This is a genomic window from Kutzneria buriramensis, assembly GCF_003387475.1.
Taxonomy (GTDB): domain Bacteria; phylum Actinomycetota; class Actinomycetes; order Mycobacteriales; family Pseudonocardiaceae; genus Kutzneria; species Kutzneria buriramensis.
On record NZ_QUNO01000011.1, the window covers coordinates 190,686 to 215,070 of the forward strand.

A 24,385-nucleotide genomic window follows, 5' to 3' on the forward strand; every position below is an offset into this window, starting at 1 on the left:
CGCCGATTCAACTGCACACCTTGTCCAGTCAAATGTGGATTCCGCCGGCAGAACTGGGCAGACTGACCAGGTGGACCGGGAACCGATGGACGCGCTCGACGCGAAGCTGTTGCTGCTGCTCACCGACGAGCCGAGGCTGGGCGTGCTGGAGTGCTCGCGCCGGCTCGGCGTGGCCCGCGGCACCGTGCAGGCCCGGCTGGACCGGCTGACCGAGCGGGGCATCTTGCGCGGCTTCCCGCCGGCGGTGGACCTGGCCGCGATGGGCTACGGGCTCACCGCGTTCGCCGTGCTGGAGATCGCCCAGGGCCGGCGCTCCGAGGTGGCGGCGCAGCTGGCCGCCATCGACGAGGTGTGCGAGGTGCACGCCACCACCGGCCAGGGCGACCTGCACGTGCGCATGGTGGCGCGGTCCAACGACGACCTCCAGCGCGTCGTGGACGAGGTGGTGGCGGTGCCGGGTGTGCAGCGGACGTCGACCGCGATCGCGCTGTCCACGCCCATCGAGCCGCGGGTGCGGCCGCTGCTGCGACGGATCGCGGACGAGCAAAAGCCCTGGTCACCGTGACGGTGACCAGGGCGTGTCGGCGTGGCCGTCAGCCGCTGTAGGGGACCGCCTTGACCAGCGTCACCTTCATCAGCTTGCCGTTGGGCAGCTCGTACTCCCGGGTCTCGCCCTCCTTGGCGCCCAGCAGCGCCCGGCCGAGCGGCGACGCCGGGGAGAACACCTCCAGCGGACCCTCGGCGCCCTCCTCGCGGGTGGCGAGCAGGAACTGCTCGGTGTCGGTGTCGCCCTCGTAACGGACGGTGAGCACCTTGCCGGGCTCGGCGAAGCCGTCGTTCTTGGGGGCCTCGCCGACCTTGGCCGCGCGCAGCAGCTCCTGGAGCTGGCGGATCCGGCCCTCCTGCTTGCCCTGCTCCTCGCGGGCGGCGTGGTAGCCGCCGTTCTCCCGGAGGTCGCCCTCCTCGCGCCGGGCGTTGATCTCGGCGGCAATGACCGGGCGGTTCGCGATCAGCTCGTCAAGCTCATGCTTGAGCCGGTCGTAGGATTCCTGGGTCAGCCAGGTCACCTGGGTCTCGCTCACGGTCACCAACTCCTCGTCGTACTCCGGGCCCGCGCTCCTAACACGCGGGCGCCGGCATGCCAGTGGCATGCCGGGAACTTCCGGGCCGTGAGGCCCGGAACGGAAAAACACGGCCCGTGAAATGGGGCCGTGCTGTCGAGCGATTCTAGCACGCCGGCAGTGCCCGGCGGCGGAATTTTCGCAGGTCCACGACGGCTTGCGGGCCGGTTCACCCGCTTGGCGGCTAGCCGTTCTTGAGGTATGGGGGGACCTGGTACGAGCAGCCGTACACCTCTACGATCACTGCCCGTTTCGACGTGTGCACCAGGGTGTCAACTGTCCTTTGAGCGCCGCCGGCGGGCACGTAGACCTCCCGCGCGCCGGCCTCGTCGCCGTCGCCCGCGCGGGCCCGTACGATGCAGTCGGCGGGCTTGGACGGGTCGTCCCGGGTGACCGTGAAGCCGAACTTGACCGAGCCGTCGTCGACCACGCTGTAGCTGGCCGACTCGGTGGTGATCGGGCCGTCGCCGAGGTTGACGTAGGCGACGTAGGCCACGACTAAGCCGGCCACGACGAACACGGCCAGCACCGCCCAGTACACCCAGCGTGGACCGCGGCGCTTGTCCCGCGAGCCGTAGCGACCGGCCGGGAGTTCACGCTGGGTGACCATGTCGCCTCCTCACTCGGGACTGTCGGACCCCTTTGGAACAATGTCGCTCGACGCCTGCGTTGAGTATCCCTGGGCCCCCGGTGGAGACGGCGGGCAGGGTGGATACGACGATGAGGGGACCATGGCCGAGAAGCTGCGCCTGATGGCAGTGCACGCACACCCCGACGACGAGTCCAGCAAGGGCGCCGCCACAATGGCGCGCTACGTCGCCGAGGGCCACGACGTGATGGTCGTGACCTGCACCGGAGGCGAGCGGGGCAGCATCCTCAACCCCGCGATGGACCGGCCGGACGTGCTGGAGAACATGTCGGCGATCCGCCGCGAGGAGATGGCCAACGCCGCCAAGATCCTCGGCATCCAGCACCGCTGGCTGGGCTTCGTCGACTCCGGGCTGCCCGAGGGCGACCCCAAGCCGCCGCTGCCCGAGGGCTGCTTCGCGCTGGTGCCGCTGGAGGAGTCCACCGAGGCGCTGGTCCGGGTGGTGCGCGAGTTCCGGCCGCACGTGATCGTCACGTACGACGAGAACGGCGGCTACCCGCACCCCGACCACATCCGCACCCACGAGGTGTCGGTGGCCGCCTTCGACGCCGCCGCCGACCCGGACCAGTTCCCCGAGGCCGGCGAGCCCTGGCAGACGCTCAAGCTGTACTACTCGCACGGCTTCCTCAAGGCCAAGATGACGGCGTTCCACGAGGGCCTGCTGGCCCGCGGCGAGGAGTCGCCGTACACGGAGTGGCTGGCCAACTGGGACCCGAACCGCCGGGACAACATGGAGCGGGTCACCACCCAGGTGCCGTGTGCCGACTACTTCGAGGTCGGCCTGGAGGCGCTGCGGGCGCACGCCACCCAGATCGATCCCACCTCCCGGTGGTTCGCCGTACCCTTGGAGATGCAGCGCGAGGTCTGGCCGACCGAGGAGTACGAGCTCGTCCGGTCGCTGGTGGACACCACGCTGCCCGAGGACGATCTGTTCGCCGGAGTTCGAGAGAAGGTGCACGTGTGACCGGCTTCCCGGTCCAGGAGGTGGCGCTGGCCGCGACGACCACCGCGACCACCACCCCCGCCAACACCGACCAGGGCGGTCAGGGGGAGGACTTCGGCAAGTCCACGCCCGTCGGTTTCGTGGTGCTGATCCTGTTCTTCGTGGCGGTGGCGTTCCTGATCCGGTCGATGACCAAGCACCTCAAGCGGGTGCCGGCCAGCTTCGACGACCCGGCCGACAGCAACGCCTCGAAGACCGGGGAGTAGGTGGACCACGACGACGTCGTCCGGTGGTACGGCCCGTGGGCCATGGTCAAACCGGACGACGCCGTAGCGCTGTGCGCCGGTCTCGAGGTGCCCTGGTGGATCAACGGCGGCTGGGCGATCGAGGCCTATGCCGCCGTCCGCCGGGAGCACGGCGACATCGACATCGGCGTGTTCGAACGTGACGTCTACGCGGTGATCGCCCACTTCTCGCGGCGGTTCCACGTGTGGGCAGTCGGCGACGGTGCGATGAAGCCCGTGCGCGACGCCTCGCAGCTGCCGTCGTGGACGGACGGGCTGTGGGTCCGGGAGCACGCCACCGCGCCGTGGCTGCTGGACATCCAGCTCACCGGCGACCGCGACGGCAAGTGGGTGTACCCGGGGGATTCGACGCTGGCGATGCCGCTGACCGAGGCCACCTGGGAGGCGCGCGGGATCCGGTACCTGCGGCCCGAGCTCGTGCTGCTGTTCAAGGCAGGTGAGGCGTCCGCCCGGGACGAGACCGATCTCGTGGCGACCCTGCCGTGGCTGGACGCCGCCGGCCGGCACCGGTGCGCCGACCTGATTCGGCAGCAGCATCCCGCGCATCCGTGGCTGGAGATCCTCGCCTGAGTACGCGGCCGCTCGTACGGCCGATTGTCGCCTCCGGGCCGACGCGCCGGCCGGCCGTGGCCGGGACCCTGGGCCCATGGCACGCGGATTCGGTTACCTCATGATCGTGGAGGCGGCGACGTTCCTGGTGGCGTCGCTGCTGCACCTCACCGTCGAGTGGGAGCCGGCCGCCGCCGGTCCCGAGGCGGTGATCGGGGTAGTGGTGGCCGCCGGGGCGGCGTGCGTGCTCGTCGGCCTCCGGCGAGCCCGGGCCATCGCCCTGTGGAGCATTGGCTTCGCCACCTTCGGCACCCTCGTCGGCATCACCGCCATCACCGCCGGCACCGGCCCCCGTTCCGTCCCCGACCTCACCTACCACGCCCTCATCCTGACCACGCTCGTAGCGAGCCTCGTCCTCTTCGCCAGGTCCCGAACCCCCGCGAGTCGCGCTTAGGGACACACCGAATGTAGGTTTCAGGCAGAACTGAGACTGGCGGCTCGCTGAAGGCCTTGTTTTTTTGGCGGGACTTTTGGCTACATTGGGCTCGTGACGACGATGCCGCTCGGCGACGCCCGAGACCACCTGTCCGAGGTGGTCAGCGAGGTGCAGCGGACCCATGACCGGGTGACCATCACCCGGCACGGACATCCGGCGGCGGTCATCATGGCCCCCGAGGATCTTGCGGCGCTCGAGGAGACGATCGAGATCCTGTCGACGCCGGGCGCGCTGCTCGAGATCCAGACCGCGGAGGCGGACATCGACGCCGGCGACTACGTCACCGGCGAGGACCTCGCGGCCGAATTCCTCGGTGACCGGTGAACGAAGCTCCCTGCCAGGTGGCAGTCGCGCCTGGCGCTCGTCGCACGTTGCAACGACTGCCCGAGAAGATCGCCGCGGCCTGCGTCGAGTTCATCCTCGGGCCGCTGGCCGAGAACCCGCATCGGATCGGCAAGCCGTTGATGGGGCCGCTGGGCGGCTGGCACTCGACCCGTCGCGGCGCGTACCGCGTCGTCTACCGGACCGATGACGCGGCTCGTCGGATCGACGTGGCGAGAATCGATCACCGTGCCGACGTCTACCACGCCTGATCAGGTCTTGAGCCTCAGGGTCACGACGAAGTCGTGGAGGTGGGGCTCGGCGGTGGGCTGCTCGGGGAGGGTGGAGCGCTCCTGGGCCTCGACGAGCGCCGCCAGCCACTGCTCGTACGTCCGCCACAGCAGCTCCGGCGCCGGCCCGCCGCTGAGGGTGAGGTGCTCGCCGGCGGCCTTGGCGGCGACGAGGTCCGGCAGGAACGAGGGGCCGCCGAGGTCGGCGACCAGCACGGGCAGGTTGGCCTCGACGACGCCGGTGCGCATGAGGTGAATGCCGGTGAGCAGCGCCCGGAACGTGTACAGCAGCGGCTTGAGCTCGTTGGTGCGGCCGAACAGCTGCCACTGGGTGCGGGCGAAGCCCCGGTAGTGGTGGGCGTGCCGCCGGGTGACGCAGTCCCCGGCGAAGCCGGCGAGCTCGGCGTGGGCGTCGGAGGTCTGCACGACCAGCGGCGACAGCAGCTGCTCCAGCACGTACCCGTTGGGCCGCAACAGGAGTCGGGCGAACTTGAGCAGGTCGTGGGTGACCAGGTCCAGCTCCACGCCGTCGCGCTGCCACATCCGCTCCAGCGTCTCCGGCCCGTGCCGCAGCCCGACGACCTCGTCGGCGGGCAGCAGGTGCACGCCGCGCAGGTCCACATCGGAGTCGGCGGACGGGAAGCCGTACAGATGCGCGCCGGAGACGGTCGCGAACAGCAGCTGGTACGGCTGTTCGGCGACGACCTCGCGCAGCCCGGGAACGTCCACGGCGGTCACCGGCCCACCTCGCTAGCGCTCGGCGGGTCTGCGACCCAGGTCCCTGTGTTGAACGGTGCCCTCGCAAGCTCGGTCACTGGCCCTCCAAAGCGGATCTCCGGCGCACCGACACCAGCCAGTCCTCGACCGCGGCGGTGTCGGGCACCGCGGGCAGCGGGGAGCGGAGCACGGCCCGCGCGGTGCGGTCGCGCAGATCCTCCACCCACTTCACGACGTCCGGCCAGGGCACATCGCCTTCCTTGACGGCCAGCAGCTGCGACCGGTGCTCGCCGACGCGCAGCACCAGCTCCCCGCTGGTCAGCATCCGGTCGCACTGGGTCAGCAGCCGGATCACGTGCATGACCTGCTTCCACCGGGGCGTGCCGCCGCTGGCCATCGCGGCGGCGGCCCGCGCGAACTGCTGCGCGGTGGCCCGCCGGTAGCTGTCGGCGACGCGTTGGGACAACAGCGCCGGCAGCAGCGCCCGCAGCTCGTCGCCGAGCGGCGTGCACGTCTCCAAAAGGTCGGAGGCGAGCACCTCCAGCACGTTGGGGTTGCCCTTCAGCCCCAGCGCGAGGAAGTGCTCGACCTCCCAGCTCAGCCGCTCCTGCTCCGGCCCGTCGACCGAGGCCGGCGGCTTCTCGAACCGCCAGAACAGCGCGGTCGGCGGCACGTACACGCCCCGACGGTCCACATCGGACTCGCCGGTGTCCAGGCCCTGCGCGTGCGAGCCGACGATCACGGACAGGACGGTGTGCTCGATCATCTACAGCCTCGGATCCACGGGTTCGGACTCCAGCGCCAGCACGGCGAACACGCATTCGTGCACGCGCCACAGCGGCTCGCCGCGGGCCAGCCGCTCCAGTCCCTCGATGCCCAGCGCGTACTCCCGTGCGGCCAGCGACCGCTTGGCCGCCAGGCCCCGCTGCCGCAGCCGGTCGATGTTGCCCGGCTCGGTGTAGTCGGGCCCGTAGATGATCCGCAGGTACTCCCGCCCGCGTACCTTCAGCCCCGGCTGCACCAATCCGCGCCGACCGCGCGTGAGGTTGGCCAGCGGCTTGACGACCATGCCCTCGCCGCCGGCCCCGGTCAGCTCCTCCCACCAGCGCACGCCGGACCGCACCGACTCGGGGTCGGTCGTGTCCACGGTCAGGTTCGCCGTGGTGGCAAAGAGTTCCGGGTCGGCGGCCGACAGCTGTTCGGCAACGGAGAGGTGCCACGAATGCGGCCGGTCGTGGTACGTGGCGCCCTCCGACGCGAGCAGCTGGAACGGGGCGATCCGCATGCCGTTCAACCCCTCCGTCGGCCAGCAGTACCGCTCGTACGCCGCACGGTAGGCGGCCGCGTTCACCGAGCGGGACTCCGTTCGTGCCAACAACTCCGACACGTCCACGCCGCGTCCGGAAGCTTCCCGTAGCACGTCCACCGCCGCCGGCAGCGCGCCCGAAGCCGCCGCGCCGACGGCCGCGTACTGCTCGCGGATCAGCGCGCCCGCCTTGGCGTTCCAGGGCAGCAGCTCGCAGTCCAGCAGTAGCCAGCCGCTGTCCAAAGAGGACCAGAGCGCCGCCTTTCCCGCGGCAGAGCGGATCCGCTCCAGCAACCGTCCGGTCAGCTCCTCGTCGAAGAACGACCGGCCGGTGCGGGTGTGCACGGCGCCGCCGTCCCTCGATACCAGCACGACCGCCCGCGACCCCATGTGCTTCTCCTCGCACACCACGCGATCCACGCCGTCGTGCAGGTACCCGGCGAAGGCCTCCTCCGGGTGCTCCAACACCTCCGGACGCTTCGACGTGGCCACGGGCGCCATGGTCGGCGGCAGGTACAGCAGCTTCGCCGGCTCGATCGCGAACCGACTCATCACCTCGATCGCCGCCGCCGCGTTCTCCGCGCGCACGGTCAACCGCCCGTGCGACGACGTCTGGACGGTGCGCTTGCCCAGCACGTCGGTGACGTCCAGCTCCTCCGGCGGCCGCACCGGGGCCTCCGGCGCCAGCGGCCGCACCGGCTCGTACCAAACCTGCTGCGCCGCAACGGAAACGAGTTCCCGCTCCGGGTATCGCAGCGCGGTCAGCGAGCCACCGAAGACGCAACCGGTGTCGAGGCAGATGGTGTTGTTGACCCATTCGGCCGACGGCACCGGCGTGTGCCCGTACACGACGGTCGCGCTGCCGCGATAGTCGTTGGCCCACGGGTACCGCACCGGCAGCCCGTACTCATCGGTCTCGCCGGTGGTCTCCCCGTACAGCGCGAAGCTCCGCACCCGCCCGGACGCCCGCCCCTGGTAGCGCTCAGGCAGCCCGGCGTGTGCGACCACCAGCTTGCCGCCGTCCAGCACGTAGTGCGACACCAGGTCGTAGCAGAACTGCTCGGCCTGCTTGCGGAAGTCGTCGGACTGGTCGGCAAGCTGCGCCAGCGACTCCGCCAGCCCGTGCGTCACCTGCACGTTGCGACCACGCAGCGCGCGCACCAGCTTGTTCTCGTGGTTCCCGGCCACGCACAACGCCGTGCCGGCGGCGACCATGTTCATCACCAGCCGCAGCACGCCCGGCGTGTCCGGCCCGCGGTCCACGAGGTCGCCGACGAACACCGCGCGTCGGCCCGCCGGGTGCGACGCGAAGTCGCCCTCGACGTGATATCCCAGTCGTGTCAACAGTTCCGTCAACTCCAGCCGGCAGCCGTGCACGTCGCCGATGATGTCGAACGGTCCGGTCTCACCCCGCCGGTCGTTGACCAGCGGCTCGCGGCGGATCGTGGCGGCCTCGATCTCCTCCACCGAGCGCAGCACGTGCACGCGGCGGAAGCCCTCCTTCTCCAGGAACCGCAGCGACCGGCGCAGGTCGTTGCGCTGCCGTCGGATCACGTGCACGCCGAAGTCCCGGTCGGCCCGGGCCTCGTTGCGCTCGGCGCACACGGACTCCGGCAGGTCCAGCACGATCGCGACCGGCAGCACGTCGTGCTCGCGGGCCAGCCGCACCAGCCCGGCGCGCCCCTCGCGCTGCACGTTGGTCGCGTCCACCACGGTCAGCTTCCCGTTGTGCAATCGCTTCCCGGCGATGTAGTGCAGCACGTCGAACGCGTCGCCGGTGGCCGACTGGTCGTTCTCGTCGTCGGACACCAGCCCGCGGCAGCGGTCGCTGGAGATCACCTCGGTGGCGCGGAAGTGCTTGCGGGCGAAGGTGGACTTGCCGGAGCCGGACGCGCCGACCAGCGCGACCAGCGACAACTGCGGAATGACCAGCTCGCTCAAGACCCCTCCTCCCTCGTGAACACGGCCATCTGCGTCGGCGGACCCAGGTCCGGATCCACTTCTCCGACGGGAAGGTACTGGACGCGGTAACCATGCTGTGCGGCAACGGCTTCCGACCACGCCGAGAACTGCGCCCGAGTCCACTCGAACCGGTGGTCCGGATGGCGGAACGCGCCCGCCGCGAGCGTCTCGTAGCGCACGTTGTATTCCACGTTCGGGGTGGTCACGACCACGGTCCGCGGCCTGGCCGCGCCGAACACCGACCGCTCCAGCGCCGGCAGCCGCGGCGGGTCGAGGTGCTCGACGACCTCCATCAGCACCGCCGCGTCGTAGCCGGCCAGCTCCGCGTCCTTGTACGTCAAGGCCGACTGCCGCAGCGTGACGCGCCGCAACTCCCTGTCGCCCAGCCGATCGGCCGCCGTGCGCAGCGTCGACGCCGACACGTCGACGCCGAGGATCTCCTCGAACTGCGGATCCTTCACCAGCAGCCGCAGCAAGGCCCCCGGCCCACAGCCGAGATCGACCACGCGCCGGGCCCCGACCTGCCGCAACACGGCCAGCACCGCCCCGCGCCGGAGTTCGGCGAGGGACTCTCGGCGCTCGACCGGGGCCACGTCCTCCGGGTCGAACTCGTCCACCTCGCCCAGCCGCTCCAGCGCCGAACGGACGTAACCTCTTTGGTGCGCAAGGTATCGACGGCTGATCAGCTCCCGCTCGGGGTGGCCGGCCAGCCAGCCCTCGCCGGCCCGCAGCAGCTTGTCGATCTCGTCGCGGGCCACCCAGTAGTGCTTGCCGTCATCCAGCACGGGCAGCAGCACGTAGAGGTGGTTCAGCGCGTCGGCCAGCCGGAGCGAGCCGGTCAGCGTCAGGTCGACGTACCGCGACTCCTCGACCGGCACGGCGTCCACGGTCCATCCCAGCGGCTCGAACAGCCGCCGCACGAGGTCCGCGCCGCCACGGGCCGGCACGACCGGCAGGTGGACGCGCAGCGGCAGCTCCCGGCCCGGCAGCTCCGGCTTGAGGTCGCAGCGGCCGTTCATGGCCGTCCGGAACACCGCGCCGATCGCCACCGCCAGCATCGAGTTGGCGGTGTACGGCCGGTCGTTGACGTACTGGAACAGGCCTTGACCTCGGTCGCCCCTGACCAACGCGATCGGGTCGATCTCCAGCAGCAGCGCCGCCGTGCACTCCGCGTCGGTCGCGCGGGGGTAGAACACGTGCGCGGCGCCCGCGGACACGGTGAACGTCTGCGCCTTGTCCGGGTGCTTGTGCAGCAGGAAGCCCAGGTCAGTGGCCTGGGGCATGGTGGTGGTCAGGGTCAGGAGCACACGCGCCAGTGTTCCCGATGGTCGCGGGGGCGCGCATGTGGATTCCCCGAGTGGCAGGCTGGGGCGCATGGCCAACCGCCTCGCTGACTCGACGAGCCCCTACCTGCTGCAGCACGCCGACAACCCGGTCGACTGGTGGCCGTGGTCGGAGGAGGCGTTCGCGGAGGCGCGCCGCCGCGACGTGCCGGTGCTGCTGTCCGTGGGCTACGCGGCGTGCCACTGGTGTCACGTGATGGCGCACGAGTCCTTCGAGGACACCGAGACCGCCGAGATCATGAACCGGAACTTCGTCAACATCAAGGTGGACCGCGAGGAACGCCCCGATGTCGACGCCGTGTACATGGCGGCCACGCAGGCGATGACCGGCCAGGGCGGCTGGCCGATGACGTGCTTCCTGACGCCCGCCGGCGAGCCGTTCTACTGCGGCACCTACTCGCCGCCGCTGCCGCGCCCGGGCATTCCGTCCTTCCGTCAGCTGATGGCCGCCGTCGTGGACGCGTGGACCACTCGCGGCGACGAGGTGCGGCAGGCGGCCGGTCAGATCGTGGCGGAATTGGCGAAGAACGCCCGGCCGCTGCCGGAGTCCGCCGTGGACGCCGAGGTGTTGGACGGGGCCGTGGTGTCGCTGCTGGCCGAGTACGACCGGACACACGGCGGATTCGGCCGCGCGCCGAAGTTCCCGCCGTCGATGACGCTGGAGTTCCTGCTGCGCCACCACGAGCGCACCGGCTCCGTGCAGTCGCTGTCGCTGGCCGAGGGCACGTTCGAGGCGATGGCCCGCGGCGGCATGTACGACCAGCTCGCCGGCGGCTTCGCGCGGTACAGCGTGGACGCCGGCTGGGTGGTGCCGCATTTCGAGAAGATGCTGTACGACAACGCGTTGCTGCTGCGGGCCTACGCGCACTTCGCGCGGCGCACGGGATCCCCGCTGGCGTCGAGGATCGCCATCGAGACCGCGGAGTTCCTGGCCGGCTCGCTGCGCACCGAGGAGGGGGGCTTCGCCGCCGCCCTGGACGCCGACACCGACGGTGTCGAGGGACTGACCTACGTCTGGACACCCTCGCTGCTGGTGGATGTCCTCGGCGCCGAGGACGGGGCGTGGGCGGCCGAGATCTTCGAGGTGACGGAGGAGGGCACCTTCGAGGAGGGGGCCTCGACTCTCCAGCTGCTGCGTGACGTCGAGGATCTTGACCGGCTGACCTCGGTGCGGGCGCGGCTGCTGGCGGCGCGGATGGAGCGTCCGCAGCCGGCCCGTGACGACAAGGTCGTGACGGCATGGAACGGGTTGGCCATCGGCGCCCTGGCCGAGGCCGGTGCCGCGTTGGGACAGCCCGCGTGGATCGCGTTGGCGGCCACGGCGGCGTCGCTGCTGGTTCGCGTGCACCTTGTCGACGGTCGGCTGCGGCGGACCTCCCGTGACGGCGTCGTCGGCACCGCTGCCGGCGTGTTGGAGGACTACGGCTGCCTCGCCGAGGGGCTGCTGGCGCTGCACCAGGCGACCGGCGCGGCGGAGTGGCTGGAGATCGCCGTGCAGCTGCTGGACACGGCGCTGGAGCGGTTCGCCGACCCGACGGAAGCGGGCGTCTTCCACGACACCGCCGACGACGCCGAGCAGTTGGTCGGGCGGCCCGCCGACGTCAGCGACAACGCCAGCCCGTCCGGGGCGTCGTCGTTGGCCGGTGCGCTGCTGACGGCGTCCGCGCTCGTCGGGTACGACCGCGCCTCGCGCTATCGGGCCGCCGCCGAGGCCGCAGTCACCCGTGCCGGCCTGCTCGTGGCGCGGGCGCCACGGTTCGCCGGGCACTGGCTGACGGTCGCCGAAGCCATCGCGCAGGGCCCCATCCAGGTCGCCATCGCCACCACCCACGGCGACCCGCGCGGCGAGTCGCTCCGTGACGTCGCCCTGGCGCACGTCCCCGGTGGGGCGGTCGTGCTGGCCGGAGCGCCGGACTCGGTGCCGCTGCTCGCCGACCGTCCGCTGATCTACGACGCCCCCGCCGCGTACGTCTGCCGCGGCTACGTCTGCGACCGCCCCGTCGGCTCCACGGACGAGCTGGTCGTGGCCCTTGAACGCCATTAAGTAGCGCCTGAACACCGTTCAATTTTCTGCACATGCGCTTCCTATGTGGCGTCAGATGCCACATAGGAAGCGCATGTGGCGTTTCTGCCGCCGGTGAACGACCCTTGTTGCACGCGTTGCCGCGCGTACTGTGAAGCGGTGTAATCATGTAATCAAGCGGTAGGAGGGCGTCATGCACGGACGCTTCGCACGGGGTCGCGGCGGCTGGCAGCAGGGCGAGGTGCCGTCCGCCGAGGACGCGCCGGCCTGGTTCGCCGGGCGGCTGCCGGACGGCTGGTTCACCGGCGCGCCGGAGGTCACCATCGACCGCGAGGAGATCGTCGTCGTCGGCGAGCTGCCGGCGCTGGAGGGCGACTTCGCCGACGACGCGGCAAGAGCCGCCGCCGAGTCGGGCCGGATCAGCCGGTTCCGCGAGCAGACCCGCGACGAACGCATCGAGATCGCCCGGCAGGCCGAGCACCGCTACGGCCGCAAGGTCGCGTGGGGCGCGAAGCAGGGCGGCAGCACGGAGCTGTTCACCACGCTGTCCGCGCCGGTGATGACGAGGCTGCGCCAGTCCGAGCGGCTGGTGCTGGACACGCTCGTCGACGCCGGCGTCGCGCGTTCCCGCTCGGAGGCGCTGGCCTGGGCGGTGCGGCTGGTCGGCGAGCACGCCGACACATGGCTGACCGAACTGCGTCAGGCCATGCAGAAGGTGAACGACGTTCGCAACCAGGGGCCGGATTTGGGCTGAAAACCTCTACCCGTGGGCGGTTCGTCCGCTCACGGGTAGAGCGCGAACCAGATGGCGATGTAGTGGCAGAGCGCGGCCAGCACGGTCGCCGCGTGGAAGAACTCGTGGTACCCGAACACCTTCGGCCACGGGTCCGGCCACTTCGTGCCGTAGAAGACGGCCCCGGCGGTGTACAGCGCGCCGCCGACGAGCAGCAGCACGAACGACGCGATTCCCGCGTGGTGCAACAAATCGGGCAGCACGAACACGGCGACCCAGCCGAGCGCGATGTAGATCGGCACGCCCAGCCAGCGCGGCGCGTGCGGCCACGCCATCTTCAGCGCCACGCCCAGCAGCGCGCCGCCCCACACCACCGACAGCACGATGGTGCCGGTCGTGCCGGGCAGGGCCAGCAGGGCGAACGGCGTGTACGTGCCGGCGATGAACACGAAGATCATCGAGTGGTCGAGCCGCTTCATCACGGTCCGGGCCCGCACGCTCAGCCAGGTCCGGCGGTGGTAGAGCGCGCTGACCCCGAACAGGCCGAGAATCGTCAGCCCGTACACGGAAGTCGCGATCGCCGCCTTCGCCGACACGGTGGCCGCGGCGACCGACACCAGGGTCGCGCCGGTGGCCAGCGAGGCGAAGAACGACCAGAAGTGCAGCCAGCCGCGCAGCCGGGGCTTCGGCGGCGTGGGTGGGATTTGGTCGAGGGTCGCAACGGTCACGCGTCCGAGGTTACGGCACCGTAGGTTGTGCGGTCACCGTGATGTGACCCGATCGCCTGCCCCGGCGTACCCTCCGGTGACGTGGGTCTTCGCAAGCGCCTGAGCAGGGTTGTCTACGGCCTGTACGAGATGCGCCTCAACCAACAGATCACCGCGGCCAGCCGGCGGCCGAGGCACGTGGGCGTGATCCTGGACGGAAACCGCAGATGGGCCAAGGAAGCCGGCTTCGAGGACGTCGCCGACGGCCACCGCGCCGGCGCCCGCAAGATCGCCGACCTGCTGGAGTGGTGCCGCGAGGCCGATGTCGAGGTCGTCACGCTGTGGCTGCTGGCCACCGACAACCTGAAGAAGCGGTCCAGTGAGGAACTGTCCGCGCTGCTGCTGATCATCGCCGACGTCGTCGACGAGCTGGCCGAGCCCGGCAATCCCTGGCGGCTGCGCATCGTCGGCGCGCTCGACCTGCTGCCGACCGACATCGCGAACCGGCTCACCGCCGCCGGGCAGCGCACCGCCAACCGCACCGGCATGGAGGTCAACGTCGCCGTCGGCTACGGCGGGCGGCAGGAGATCGCCGACGCCGTGCGCAAACTGCTGTTGCAGCACGCGGAGGCCGGCACGCCGATCGAGGAGCTGGCCGAGGTCCTGGACGTGGACCACATCGCCGAACACCTCTACACCTCCGGCCAACCCGACCCGGATCTGCTCATCCGCACCTCCGGCGAGCAGCGGCTGTCCGGCTTCCTGCTCTGGCAGTCCGCGCACTCGGAGTTCTGGTTCACCGAGGCCTACTGGCCCGAGTTCCGCCACGTCGACTTCCTGCGGGCGCTGCGGGACTTCGCCTGGCGGCACCGCCGGTACGGCTCGTAGCGGCCCTGAACACGGCGAGGGCGCCGGGACCACGGTCCCGGCGCCCTCGTGCGTGTGGGGCTGACTCAGCCGCCGTGGTGGTCGCCACTGGTGGAGGCGGCCACACCGTCGACGCAGTCCTTGACGAACGTCGGGTTGAGCGCGTTCACCGCGACGGCGACGAGGCCGCCGGCGATGGTGTTGTTGGTGGCGCACACCGGGATGTCGACATTCTCCAGCACGTGGTCGTCGTTGACGGCGTGGATGTCGTTGACGTTCACGGTGCCGGCCTGGTCCGGGCCCTCGTGCATCGGGGACGCGAACGCCGGGGAGCCGGCCAGCGCCAGGCCGGCGGCGGCGATGGCGACGACGGCAGCCTTCTTCAGCACGTCTGCTCACTCCTTCTCGGGGAAATTCCGGCGAACTGCTCGGTCACCGGTCCTGCTCGGTAGCGAAACCTACTCGGTGTTTCCGCTCGGCACCGGCCGACTAACACCATTGTGTGATCATCTCGGCGTGTCGCGATCGGGTAGGCGCTTTAAAACAGCCAAAAGCACCGGTGCGCAGAAATGCGCTCCGGTGCTTTCGGTCAGGGCTGGGCCGAGATCAGCCGCCGTGGTGGTCGCCGCTGTGCGAGATCGCGGCGCCGTCCACGCAGTCCTTGACGAAGGTCGGGTTCAGCGCGTTCACCGCGACGGCGACCAGACCGCCGGCGATGGTGTTGTTCGTGGCGCAGACCGGAACGTTCACGTTCTCCAGCACGTGGACGTCGTTCAGCGCGTGCACGTCGTTCACGTTGACGACGCCGACCTGGTGCGGGGTGTGGTGCCCCTCCATCCAGTGGCCCTCGCCGGGGGTCCCGGCGAACGCGGGCGCGCTGAGGACCATCACGCCCGCCGCAGCGGCAGCGGCGACTACGCCAGCCTTCTTCAGCACTTCCAACACTCTCCTTCGTACCGGGGAAATACCTCGGAACTCCGAAACCCGGATTCCCGAGGCTCGGGGCCCTTCGGACGGAAAACCTACTCGGATCATGGTCGTGTCGACCACCGCGCTACCACCATTGTGTGATCGGTTCGTCGCGACGCGTCGCACGTTCCGGTGTTCTTTCGGGAGCCTGCATTTCTCGCTCGGCACTTTGCTCCGGACGGTGGTAGGAGTCGGCTCGCGCCGCCGCCTAGGCTGCCAGTTCTCATGGAACTCCAGGTCGTACGCGAATATCTGACGCTTGGTCTGCGAATGGACCGGGTGCAGCCGGGCGCGGTCGACGCGTACACCGGACCGGCGGAACTGCGCGTCCGGGTGGCCGGCGAGCCCGTCCCCGATCCGGGTGAGCTCCGGGTGCGGGCTGCGGAGCTCCGCCGTGCCGTCGCCGACGCCGACCTCGCGGCGGAACGCCGAGGCTTCCTCACCGCCCAGCTGATCGCAATGGAGACCACCTGCGCCCGCCTCGCCGGCGCGCCCATCGGCTTCGTTTCCGAGGTCGAGGCGTGTTTCCAGACCGCCATCGGGCTCGGTGACACCGACATCTACGCGCAGGCGCACCGCCAGCTGCGGGAGGTGCTGCCGGGGTTCGGGTCACTGCGCCGCAGGGTCGGGAGGTATCGAACGAGTGAGGAGATCCCGAAGGAGCGCATCGCCGACTGCGTTCGGGTGCTGTCCGCCGACCTGCGCAGCCGCACGGCGGAGCGGTTCGGTCTGCCCGCCGGGGAGTCCGTCGAGTACGACATCGTCGACAACCGGGCGTGGAGCGGTTTCAACAGCTACCTGGGCGACTACCGGTCCCAGGTGGCGCTCAACGTCGCACAGGGACACCGAGTGTCCACGTTGGCCCATCTGATCGCGCACGAGGCGTATCCAGGGCACCACACCGAGCACTGCCGCAAGGAGGCCGGGCTGATCCGGGCCGAGGGGCAGGGCGAACAGAGCATGTTCGTGCTCAACACGCCGCAGTGCGTCGTCGCCGAGGGCCTGGCCGAGCTGGCTGTCCACGCGGCCGTCGGGCCGCACTGGGGCCGCTGGGTCACCGAGCTGTTCGCCGAGGTCGGCGTGCGGGTGGACGGCGAGCTGCTGGAGGCCGTCGATCTCGCCGCCACCACGCTGGCGGCCGTGCGGCAGGACGCGATGCTGATGCTGCACGACCGTCACGCCGACGAGGAGGACGTGGTCGCCTATCTGTCGCGCTGGCTGCTCGTGCCGGAGTTCCGGGCGTACCGGCTGCTGCCGTTCCTGGTCGATCCGCTCTGGCGCTCGTACACCACTACGTACGTGGAGGGCGCTCGCCTCGTGCGGCGGTGGCTGGCCGGCTCGCCGTCACTGTCCATGCGGTACGCCCGGCTGTTGGACGAACCGCTGATCCCGTCAACGCTTCGCGCAGAGCTGACAACTACTCCCCGTAGTCTCCGATGATCGCCTGTTCGCCGTATCGGCGCAGGTGAGAGACGGTGTTCCGGGGTTCGCGGGCCGCCGGTCGATCTTGACTGTCCGTGGAACTTCGATGACGACTGCGTGAATCACCTGTGTGGCAGCCTGCAAACAGGGGCATCCCGCAGGTAGCTTGCGAAGTGACGGGTCGTGTCCAATGCGAACCGTCCCGGGAGGCCCTGGTCGTGACGGTGAGCGCGAGGGGGCCGGCACCCGGCCCTCTTGGGGCGGGAGCCTGACGCCGGAAGGCGTCGGACGACCGTTCCAGCTGGGTGGTGTGCTCGGCCCATCGAGGGAAGCGGGTGCGGGTGCCGCACTCGCGAGGGAGTTGCCGTGACTGCACGACGTCCCGCCAGCCGTTCCTCAGGCTCTGCCCGTAGTGCCGCGAAAAGGCGCACAACCCCCACCTTCGTGCTGGACACCTCGGTCCTGCTGTCCGATCCATGGGCGCTGACCAGGTTCGCCGAGCACTCGGTCGTGCTGCCGCTCGTGGTGATCTCTGAATTGGAGGGCAAGCGCAACCACCCCGAGCTGGGCTGGTTCGCCCGGGAGGCGCTGCGCCTCCTCGACGAGCTCCGCCTGCGGCACGGAAGGCTGGACTCCCCGGTCCCGATCGGCGACCAGGGCGGCACCCTGCACGTCGAGCTCAACCACACCGACCCGGAGGTGCTGCCCGCCGGCTTTCGCACCGACTCCAACGACGCCCGCATCCTGGCGTGCGCGCTGAACCTGAAGGCCGAGGGCCTCGCGGTCACCCTGGTGACCAAGGACATGCCGCTGCGGGTCAAGGCCGGCGCGTGCGGCCTGGACGCCGACGAGTACCGGGCCCAGGACGTCGTCCCGTCCGGCTGGACCGGCATGACGGATCTGGACGTCGACCAGGAGGTCATCGACACCCTCTACAAGGAGGGGTCGATCGAGCCCGCCCTGTTCGACCTCGGTGACGCGGCGGATCTGCCGTGCCACACCGGCCTGCGGCTGCTGTCCGGAACCGCGTCCGCGCTGGGCCGGATCACCGCCGACAAGCAGATTCGCCTGGTCCGCGGCGACCGCGAGGCGTTCGGCCTGCACGGCCGGTCCGCCGAGCAGCGCATCGCCCTGGACCTGCTGCTCGATCCGGAGATCGGCATCGTGTCCCTGGGTGGCCGGGCCGGCACCGGCAAGTCCGCGCTGGCCCTGTGCGCCGGGCTCGAGGCGGTGATGGAACGCCGCCAGCACCGCAAGGTCGTCGTCTTCCGACCGGTGTACGCCGTCGGCGGTCAGGAACTCGGCTACCTGCCCGGTTCCGAGACCGAGAAGATGCAGCCCTGGGCCCAGGCCGTCTTCGACACCCTGGGGGCGCTGGCCAGCCAGGACGTCCTGGACGAGGTCATGGACCGTGGCATGCTCGAGGTGCTGCCCCTGACCCACATCCGCGGTCGGTCGCTGCACGACGCGTTCGTGATCGTGGACGAGGCCCAGTCCCTGGAGCGCAACGTGCTGCTCACGGTGCTGTCCCGGCTCGGCGCCAACTCCCGCGTCGTGCTCACCCACGACGTCGCGCAGCGGGACAACCTCCGCGTAGGCCGGCACGACGGCGTCGCCGCCGTCATCGAGAAGCTCAAGGGCCACCCCCTGTTCGCCCACGTCACCCTGACCCGATCGGAGCGTTCGCCGATCGCCGCCCTGGTGACCGAGATGCTGGAGGACTACGCCAACTGAGCTGGACAGGCCGGTGGCCCGGGACTCCCTGTCCCGGGCCACCGGCCTTGCTCTTTCCGCTTTCGGGCTGCCGTCCTGCTGCCAGCCCTTTCCCCGTCGGCTCGCCTTTCCCTGCTGGCCTTGCTCTTGCTGGCCTGGACTGCCCTCGGTCTTTCCCCGCGCCGCCTTCAGTCCAGTGCCCGGCGCATGAACCCCCGGACCCCGGTCGCCCCGAACAGCGCGATGGCCGCGAGCAGCACCAGCAACGACACCCACAGCGCGATGTTCTGGCTGTTCGGCAGCAGCACCGCCCGCATCGCCTCGCTGGCGTAGGTCAGCGGGTTGAGCGCGCAGACCACCTTGAACCACAACAGGTCGTCGTTCAGCGAGGACCACGGGAACTGGGTGGAGCCGGTGAACATCAGCGGCGTCAGGATGACCGCGAACATGATGTTGATCCGGCGCGGCGGCACCGAGGTGCCGACCACCATGCCGATCGCGGCCCCGGCCAGCGAGCCGAGGATCAGCACTACCAGCACCATCGGCAGGCTGGTGGCGGGCCAGGTCAGGCCCAGGATGGCGAAGCCGATCGGGATCATCAGGATCGCCGCGAGCAGGCCCCGCAGCGCGCCGAAGACCATCTTCTCCACGGCGACCATCGCGATCGGCATCGGCGCCAGCAGCCGGTCCTCGATCTCGCGGGTCCAGGAGAAGTCCAGCACCAGCGGCAGGGTGGTGTTCTGCAACGCGCCCAGGAAACCGTTGAGCGCCACCACGCCCGGCAGCAGCACCTCGCTGAAGTTGCCGTGCACGAAGCCGATCTGCGTGAGCACCTTGCCGAAGATGAAGAGGGTGAAGAACGGCTGGATGATCACCTGCGCCAGGAAGCTGGGCAGTTCTCGACCGGTGACGAAGATGTCCCGGCCGAGGACGGCGTTGAAGGTGCGCAGGGCCGTCACCGGAGTTCCCTTCCCGTCAGGTGGATGAACACGTCCTCCAGGCTGGGCTTGCCCAGCGCCAGATCACTGACCTCGCAACCGAGCTCGCCGAGCGCGCTCAGCGCCGGCGGCAGCACGACCGCGGCCTCGAAGTCGGAGTACAGCCGGAACTGATTGGGCTCCGGTGCCCCGCCGTCACTTGCCCCACCGGCACCCGCGCCTGCGCCGCCCTGGCCGCCACTGGGCCCACCGCCGCCGGCCATGCCCGCCCACGGTGCCCCGCCGCCGGGGAATCCCCCATTGGCCGCGGCGATCTGCTCCACCCGCTCCACACCGTCCACAGCGGACAACTTCGCGGCGACCTCGCCGCTCGCCACCGTGCCGAGACTGACGGTGAAGGTGATCGTCGTCCGGCCCGGCAATGTCTTGGTGAGCTCGACCGGCGTGTCCAGGGCGAGCAGCTTGCCGTGGTCGACGATGCCGACCCGGTCGCACAGCTTCGCCGCCTCGTCCATGTCGTGGGTGGTCAGCACCACCGTCACGCCCTCGGCGCGCAGTTGCGCCACCCGGTCGTGCACGAACAGCCGGGCCTGCGGGTCCAGTCCCGTGGACGGCTCGTCCAGGAACATCACCTTCGGCCGGTGCATCAGGGCCCGCGCGATCATCACGCGCTGCGCCTGGCCACCCGACAACGTGTCGATGGCCGCGTTGGCGTGCCCCGTGAGCCCCATCCGGTCCAGGATCTCGTCGGCCAGCTTCGTCCGCTCCGCCCTCGGCACGCCGTGGTAGGCGGCGTGGAAGAGCAGGTTCTGCCGGACGTTCAGCGACCGGTCCAGGTTGTTGCGCTGGGGCACCACCGCCAGCACCTGCCGGGCCCGCTGCGGGTCGGCGACCACGTCGACGTCCTGCACCAGCGCCCGGCCGGCGGTCGGCAGCACCCGGGTGGTGAGCACCCCGACCGTCGTCGTCTTGCCGGCCCCGTTCGGGCCGAGCAGGCCGAACACCTCGCCGGCGCGGACGGTGAAGCCCAGGCCGTCCACCGCCGGTCGCGGGTTCTTGCCGTACCGCTTGACCAGCTCTTCGACCACGACCGCGTCAGTCACGGCGCAACCCTAAGACCGCTGGTTAATGGGAGCAACCCATTTCTTTGTCACCGACCGACCTCTGTCCGAAGGTGGCCGCCGCGACCCCGAGCGGCCGCCCGGACCAGCGCGCGAACCACCGACGACGCCATCACCCAGGTCCTGACGGACCGCCGCGCGAACCACCGGCCTCGCCGCCGCTCACCACGACAAGAGCCGACGCTCAGTCAGTCGATCATGACCGGAGGTCCACCGACCGGCACCCACCCACCCGCTGCCCAACCGGCGGCCCGATCGGGCAGCCAACCGCCCAATCCGACGCGACACCCAGCCGCCCGGTGCGACGCGACACCCAACTGGCCGGTCCGACGCGACACCCAGCCGCCCGGTGCGACGCGATCCCCAACTGGCCGGTCCGACGCGACACCCAACCGCTCGGTGCGACGCGACACCCAACCGCTCGGTGCGACGCGATCCCCAACCGACCCACCCGATCGGACACCTGACCGACCAGCTCGATCCCATACCCAATGAACCAGCTCGATCCCATACCCAGCAGACCAGAGTCGATCTGACTGCCATTCGGCCGTCCCAATTCGGCTGCCTACCAGCCAGCCCCGATCTGACCGTCGACTGGCGGGTCCCGATCCGGCGGCCGGCTGGCCTCGACTCGGCGCTCAGCCGGCCGACACGGTCCGGCGGCGAGCTGCCCCCGTCCGATCCAACGCCAACCGACCGGCCCGGCCGATGTTCAGCCGGCAGGCCCGGATCGGCGACCAAACCCGCAAGCGCGGCCTGGCACCCGACCTGCCGGTGCGCCGGCTCGGCTCACCAGCCGCCCGGCAGCGGTCGGCCCTCGGCGAAGCCCGCCGCGGACTGCACGCCGAGCACCACCAGCTCGTGGAACTCCTTCAGGCTGTGCGCCCCCGCGTAGGTGCACGAGGACCGTACACCGGCGCAGATCGAGTCGAGCAGATCCTCGACGCCCGGCCGCTGCGGGTCCAGGCGCATCCGCGAGGTCGAGATGCCCTCCTCGAACAGGCCCTTGCGCGCCCGGTCGAAGGCGTTGTCGCCACGCGTGCGCGCGCCCACGGCCCGCTTCGAGGCCATGCCGAACGACTCCTTGTACGGACGGCCGGCCTCGTCGCGCTGGAGGTCGCCGGGCGACTCGTAGGTGCCGGCGAACCACGACCCGACCATCACGCTGGACGCCCCGGCGGCGAGCGCGAGCGCCACGTCCCGCGGGTGCCGGACGCCGCCGTCGGCCCACACGTGCTTGCCCAGCGCGCGGGCCTGCGCGGCACACTCGGCGACGGCCGAGAACTGCGGCCGACCGACGCCGGTCATCATCCGCGTGGTGCACATCGCGCCCGGACCGACGCCGACCTTGATCACGTCGGCCCCGGCCTCCACCAGGTCCCGCACGCCGGCCGCGGTGACCACGTTGCCTGCGACCACCGGCACCGACCCCAGGTCGAGCTTGCGCACCGCTTGCAGCGCGCTGAGCATCTTCTCCTGGTGACCGTGCGCGGTGTCCACGACCAGCACGTCCACACCGGCGTCGAGCAGCTCCGCCGCCCGGGCGCCGACATCGCCGTTCACCCCGGTCGCGGCCGCGACCCGCAGCCTGCCGTCGGCATCCAGCGCGGGCGCGTAGATCTCCGCCCGCAGCGCCCCGACCTCGGTCAGCACCCCGGCCAGCCGGCCCTCGCCGTCCACACCGAGCGCCACCCTGGTGGACCGCCCGTGCAGCCGGTCGAAGACGTCCCGCGGCGCGGTGTCCATCGGCAGCGTCACCACGTCCGGGTTGGCTACCTCGCCGACCCGAGTGAAACGGTCGACGCCGTGGCACGCGGCCTCGTCCACCACACCCAGCGGCCGGCCTTCGCCGTCCACCACGACCACGGCCCCGTGGGCCCGCTTCGGCAGCAGGTTGACGGCGTCCGCGACCGCGTCGCCGGCCCGCAGCACGAGCGGGGTGTCCCAGACCGTGTGCCGGGTCTTCACCCAGGCGGTGATCTCGGCGACCGCGTCCGGGGCCACGTCCTGCGGCAGCACCACCAGACCGCCCCGGCGGGCGACGGTCTCGGCCATCCGGCGGCCGGCCACCGCGGTCATGTTGGCCACCACGATCGGGATCGTGGCGCCGGTGCGGTCGGAGGTCGCGAGGTCGACGTCGAACCGCGACTCCACGGTGGAACGGCCCGGGACGACGAAGATGTCGTCGTAGGTGAGGTCGTAGTGGGTCTCATGCCCGTCTAGGAAGCGCACGAGACTTCAGAATACGGAATGGTCAGCCCGGCAGCAGCGCTCTGACCTGATCGATCGTGTCGGCCTCGCTCACCTCCTTGTCCGGCCGGTAGCGCAGGACCCGCGCGAACCGGAGCGCCACACCCCCCGGATAGCGCGGACTCACCTGCACACCGTCCAACTCGATCTCCACCACCATCTCGGGTCGCACCTGCACGACCCAGTCGCCGGAATCGGTCGCGATCGCCTGGAACGCCTTGGTCTGCCAGGCCAGCAACTCGTCGGTAAGGCCCTTGAAGGTCTTGCCCACCATCACCGGCGGGCCGCCGTCCGGGTCCCGGGCGCCGAGGTGCAGGTTGGAGAGATAGCCACGGCGCCTGCCGTGACCCCACTCCGCGGCCAGCACCACGAGATCCAGGGTGTGCACCGGCTTGACCTTCTGCCACGACTTGCCACGCCGTCCCGCCGCATAGACGGAGTCCAGTGCCTTCACCATCACGCCCTCGTGCCCGGCGGCGTGCGCCGACGCGGCGATCTCGGCGGCCTTGTCGGCGTCCGGTTCCATCGCGCCCGGGATGCGGAATGGCCCGGCGACCTGCTCCAGCGCGACCAACCGATCACGCAGCGGCAGATCGAGCAGGTCCTTGCCGTCCAGGTGCAAGCAGTCGAAGTAGTAGGGCCGCAGCAACAGCTCCCGGGAGATGGTCGCCCCGAACCTGCTCATCGTCTCCTGGAACGGACGGGGACGGCCGTCGTCGTTGAGCGCCAGTGTCTCGCCGTCGAGCACGACCGACTCGCAGGGCAGGCCGCGGACCTGCGCCACGAGTTCGGGCACGCTCGCGGTGATCTCACGCAGCGTCCTGGTGTAGATGTGCACCTCGGACCCGTTGCGGTGCACCTGGATCCGCGCCCCGTCGAGCTTGTACTCGACGGTCACCGCGCCCAGTTCCGACAGCGCCGACTCCAATGACTCGGCCGGCGAGGCCAACATCGGCCGGATCGGACGGCCGACCTCCAGCCCGAACGCGGCAAGTGCCGCCGCGCCGCCGGAGCGGGCCTGCTCGGCCGTGGTGTGCAGCCGGCCGCTGAGCATGAACGCCCGGCGGACCGCGTCTGCCGGCACCTCGAACGCGGCGGCCACCGCGTCCGTCATCACTCCCTCCAGTGCGCCCTGTCGGAGTTCGCCGGTGAGCAGCCGCAGCAGGAAGTCCTGCTCTGGCACGGTCGCCCGGGTCAGCGCCGCGGTCAGCAGGTCCGCGCGCCGCTGGGTCGATCCCTTGCCGCTGGTGCCGGCGACCTGGGTCAGCAGGTCGTCGACGTCCAGAATGGTCAGGTCCGGCTCGGCCGCGGCCGGCACCTCGATCGAGAGCAGCGTGCGCCAGCCCGCGCCGACCTTGCCCTGCCTGGGCAGGCCGACCAGGAACGCGGTGGCCGCCTCGACCTCGTGCGGGTCCTCGAGCTGCCGCAGCAGCTCGCTGAGCGCGGCCACCTTCGCCAGCCGTGACCTGGTTTCGGCCACGGCTGCTGATGTCGAGACGACGTCGGCGAAGCGCATGCGCCCATCTTGCGCCCCGCCCCTGACAATTTCGCGGCACACGATCGGGGGGGCGGCTCGAGCGGTACTCGGTTAGGCCGAAAAGGCGGCCTGGACCTGCGGGAGCACGAAATTGTCAGGGGTG

The 24,385-nt window shown here is 70.7% G+C and carries 24 protein-coding genes and 1 pseudogene; 12 read left to right on the forward strand and 13 right to left on the reverse strand.

Going from position 1 to position 24,385, the window contains the following annotated elements; all coding sequences use genetic code 11:
• Nucleotides 1–85: 85 nt before the first annotated feature.
• Nucleotides 86–565, forward strand: a complete 480-nt coding sequence (locus tag BCF44_RS30695; protein ID WP_116178094.1) for an Lrp/AsnC family transcriptional regulator — start codon at nucleotides 86–88, stop codon at nucleotides 563–565.
• Nucleotides 566–593: 28 nt separating this feature from the next.
• Here BCF44_RS30695 and greA read toward each other — a convergent pair whose 3' ends face one another.
• The gene (greA, locus tag BCF44_RS30700) at nucleotides 594–1,091 is read right to left on the reverse strand and encodes a transcription elongation factor GreA (protein WP_116177902.1); all 498 of its coding nucleotides are present in this window, start codon (nucleotides 1,089–1,091) and stop codon (nucleotides 594–596) included.
• 214 nt (nucleotides 1,092–1,305) lie between these two features.
• Nucleotides 1,306–1,731, reverse strand: coding sequence for a DUF4307 domain-containing protein (locus BCF44_RS30705; RefSeq protein ID WP_116177903.1), 426 nt, complete (start codon nucleotides 1,729–1,731; stop codon nucleotides 1,306–1,308).
• A 121-nt stretch (nucleotides 1,732–1,852) separates the two neighbouring features.
• On the opposite strand from BCF44_RS30705, the gene mca reads away from it, so the two are divergent.
• From mca to BCF44_RS30735, 6 genes and pseudogenes are all read left to right on the forward strand, one after another.
• Nucleotides 1,853–2,734, forward strand: a complete 882-nt coding sequence (gene mca / locus BCF44_RS30710; RefSeq protein WP_116177904.1) for a mycothiol conjugate amidase Mca — start codon at nucleotides 1,853–1,855, stop codon at nucleotides 2,732–2,734.
• A gap of 20 nt (nucleotides 2,735–2,754) precedes the next feature.
• Nucleotides 2,755–2,964 (forward strand): annotated as a pseudogene (locus tag BCF44_RS30715) (hypothetical protein); the annotation flags it as partial.
• Between the two features lie 15 nt (nucleotides 2,965–2,979).
• The gene (locus BCF44_RS30720) at nucleotides 2,980–3,588 is read left to right on the forward strand and encodes a sucrose phosphorylase domain-containing protein (RefSeq protein WP_116177906.1); all 609 of its coding nucleotides are present in this window, start codon (nucleotides 2,980–2,982) and stop codon (nucleotides 3,586–3,588) included.
• A gap of 76 nt (nucleotides 3,589–3,664) precedes the next feature.
• Nucleotides 3,665–4,021 carry a hypothetical protein gene (locus tag BCF44_RS30725; RefSeq protein WP_116177907.1) on the forward strand — a complete coding sequence of 119 codons (357 nt, stop codon included), beginning with the start codon at nucleotides 3,665–3,667 and terminating at the stop codon, nucleotides 4,019–4,021.
• A gap of 102 nt (nucleotides 4,022–4,123) precedes the next feature.
• Entirely contained in the window at nucleotides 4,124–4,387 is a 264-nt protein-coding gene (locus tag BCF44_RS30730) for a type II toxin-antitoxin system Phd/YefM family antitoxin (RefSeq protein ID WP_246015805.1), read from the forward strand.
• Nucleotides 4,388–4,404: 17 nt separating this feature from the next.
• Nucleotides 4,405–4,656 carry a type II toxin-antitoxin system RelE family toxin gene (locus BCF44_RS30735; RefSeq protein WP_116177909.1) on the forward strand — a complete coding sequence of 84 codons (252 nt, stop codon included), beginning with the start codon at nucleotides 4,405–4,407 and terminating at the stop codon, nucleotides 4,654–4,656.
• On the opposite strand, the gene BCF44_RS30740 is transcribed toward BCF44_RS30735, so the two are convergent.
• The 4 genes from BCF44_RS30740 to BCF44_RS30755 all read right to left on the reverse strand — a co-directional run bounded on the left by BCF44_RS30740 (nucleotide 4,657) and on the right by BCF44_RS30755 (nucleotide 9,966).
• Nucleotides 4,657–5,412, reverse strand: coding sequence for a nucleotidyltransferase domain-containing protein (locus tag BCF44_RS30740; protein WP_116177910.1), 756 nt, complete (start codon nucleotides 5,410–5,412; stop codon nucleotides 4,657–4,659).
• A gap of 73 nt (nucleotides 5,413–5,485) precedes the next feature.
• Complete coding sequence (locus tag BCF44_RS30745) at nucleotides 5,486–6,157, reverse strand: nucleotidyltransferase domain-containing protein (RefSeq protein WP_116177911.1); 672 nt, start codon at nucleotides 6,155–6,157, stop codon at nucleotides 5,486–5,488.
• The gene (locus BCF44_RS30750) at nucleotides 6,158–8,638 is read right to left on the reverse strand and encodes a polynucleotide kinase-phosphatase (RefSeq protein ID WP_116177912.1); all 2,481 of its coding nucleotides are present in this window, start codon (nucleotides 8,636–8,638) and stop codon (nucleotides 6,158–6,160) included. It abuts the gene before it with no gap.
• Nucleotides 8,635–9,966 (reverse strand): 3' terminal RNA ribose 2'-O-methyltransferase Hen1, encoded by a 1,332-nt coding sequence (locus BCF44_RS30755; protein ID WP_116177913.1) that lies wholly within the window; start codon nucleotides 9,964–9,966, stop codon nucleotides 8,635–8,637. Before BCF44_RS30755 ends, BCF44_RS30750 begins: the two co-directional genes overlap by 4 nt.
• Before the next feature lie 67 nt (nucleotides 9,967–10,033).
• On the opposite strand from BCF44_RS30755, the gene BCF44_RS30760 reads away from it, so the two are divergent.
• Together BCF44_RS30760 and BCF44_RS30765 are read left to right on the forward strand one after the other, a co-directional pair.
• Nucleotides 10,034–12,046 (forward strand): thioredoxin domain-containing protein, encoded by a 2,013-nt coding sequence (locus BCF44_RS30760; protein WP_116177914.1) that lies wholly within the window; start codon nucleotides 10,034–10,036, stop codon nucleotides 12,044–12,046.
• Between the two features lie 172 nt (nucleotides 12,047–12,218).
• Nucleotides 12,219–12,779, forward strand: coding sequence for a hypothetical protein (locus BCF44_RS30765; protein WP_116177915.1), 561 nt, complete (start codon nucleotides 12,219–12,221; stop codon nucleotides 12,777–12,779).
• Nucleotides 12,780–12,808: 29 nt separating this feature from the next.
• Here BCF44_RS30765 and trhA read toward each other — a convergent pair whose 3' ends face one another.
• Nucleotides 12,809–13,486: a PAQR family membrane homeostasis protein TrhA gene (gene trhA / locus BCF44_RS30770; protein WP_211353295.1), complete on the reverse strand. Its 678-nt coding sequence runs from the start codon at nucleotides 13,484–13,486 to the stop codon at nucleotides 12,809–12,811.
• An 81-nt stretch (nucleotides 13,487–13,567) separates the two neighbouring features.
• Here trhA and BCF44_RS30775 point away from each other — a divergent pair, with 81 nt between their 5' ends.
• Nucleotides 13,568–14,353 (forward strand): isoprenyl transferase, encoded by a 786-nt coding sequence (locus BCF44_RS30775; RefSeq protein WP_170217837.1) that lies wholly within the window; start codon nucleotides 13,568–13,570, stop codon nucleotides 14,351–14,353.
• A 65-nt stretch (nucleotides 14,354–14,418) separates the two neighbouring features.
• Here BCF44_RS30775 and BCF44_RS30780 read toward each other — a convergent pair whose 3' ends face one another.
• Both BCF44_RS30780 and BCF44_RS30785 read right to left on the reverse strand, forming a co-directional pair.
• Entirely contained in the window at nucleotides 14,419–14,721 is a 303-nt protein-coding gene (locus tag BCF44_RS30780; protein WP_116177916.1) for a hypothetical protein, read from the reverse strand.
• 217 nt (nucleotides 14,722–14,938) lie between these two features.
• Nucleotides 14,939–15,268: a hypothetical protein gene (locus tag BCF44_RS30785; RefSeq protein WP_116177917.1), complete on the reverse strand. Its 330-nt coding sequence runs from the start codon at nucleotides 15,266–15,268 to the stop codon at nucleotides 14,939–14,941.
• A gap of 258 nt (nucleotides 15,269–15,526) precedes the next feature.
• On the opposite strand from BCF44_RS30785, the gene BCF44_RS30790 reads away from it, so the two are divergent.
• Together BCF44_RS30790 and phoH2 are read left to right on the forward strand one after the other, a co-directional pair.
• Complete coding sequence (locus BCF44_RS30790; RefSeq protein ID WP_116177918.1) at nucleotides 15,527–16,741, forward strand: DUF2268 domain-containing putative Zn-dependent protease; 1,215 nt, start codon at nucleotides 15,527–15,529, stop codon at nucleotides 16,739–16,741.
• Between the two features lie 426 nt (nucleotides 16,742–17,167).
• Nucleotides 17,168–18,457 (forward strand): RNA 5'-3' helicase PhoH2, encoded by a 1,290-nt coding sequence (gene phoH2 / locus BCF44_RS30795; protein WP_116177919.1) that lies wholly within the window; start codon nucleotides 17,168–17,170, stop codon nucleotides 18,455–18,457.
• A 167-nt stretch (nucleotides 18,458–18,624) separates the two neighbouring features.
• On the opposite strand, the gene BCF44_RS30800 is transcribed toward phoH2, so the two are convergent.
• The 4 genes from BCF44_RS30800 to BCF44_RS30815 all read right to left on the reverse strand — a co-directional run bounded on the left by BCF44_RS30800 (nucleotide 18,625) and on the right by BCF44_RS30815 (nucleotide 24,261).
• Nucleotides 18,625–19,395 carry an ABC transporter permease gene (locus tag BCF44_RS30800; protein ID WP_116177920.1) on the reverse strand — a complete coding sequence of 257 codons (771 nt, stop codon included), beginning with the start codon at nucleotides 19,393–19,395 and terminating at the stop codon, nucleotides 18,625–18,627.
• Nucleotides 19,392–20,477, reverse strand: a complete 1,086-nt coding sequence (locus BCF44_RS30805; protein WP_116177921.1) for an ABC transporter ATP-binding protein — start codon at nucleotides 20,475–20,477, stop codon at nucleotides 19,392–19,394. The genes BCF44_RS30800 and BCF44_RS30805 overlap by 4 nt, the downstream gene beginning before the upstream one ends.
• Before the next feature lie 807 nt (nucleotides 20,478–21,284).
• Nucleotides 21,285–22,727 carry a GuaB1 family IMP dehydrogenase-related protein gene (locus BCF44_RS30810; protein ID WP_116177922.1) on the reverse strand — a complete coding sequence of 481 codons (1,443 nt, stop codon included), beginning with the start codon at nucleotides 22,725–22,727 and terminating at the stop codon, nucleotides 21,285–21,287.
• Between the two features lie 22 nt (nucleotides 22,728–22,749).
• Nucleotides 22,750–24,261: an ATP-dependent DNA ligase gene (locus tag BCF44_RS30815; RefSeq protein ID WP_116177923.1), complete on the reverse strand. Its 1,512-nt coding sequence runs from the start codon at nucleotides 24,259–24,261 to the stop codon at nucleotides 22,750–22,752.
• Between the last annotated feature and the right edge of the window lie 124 nt (nucleotides 24,262–24,385).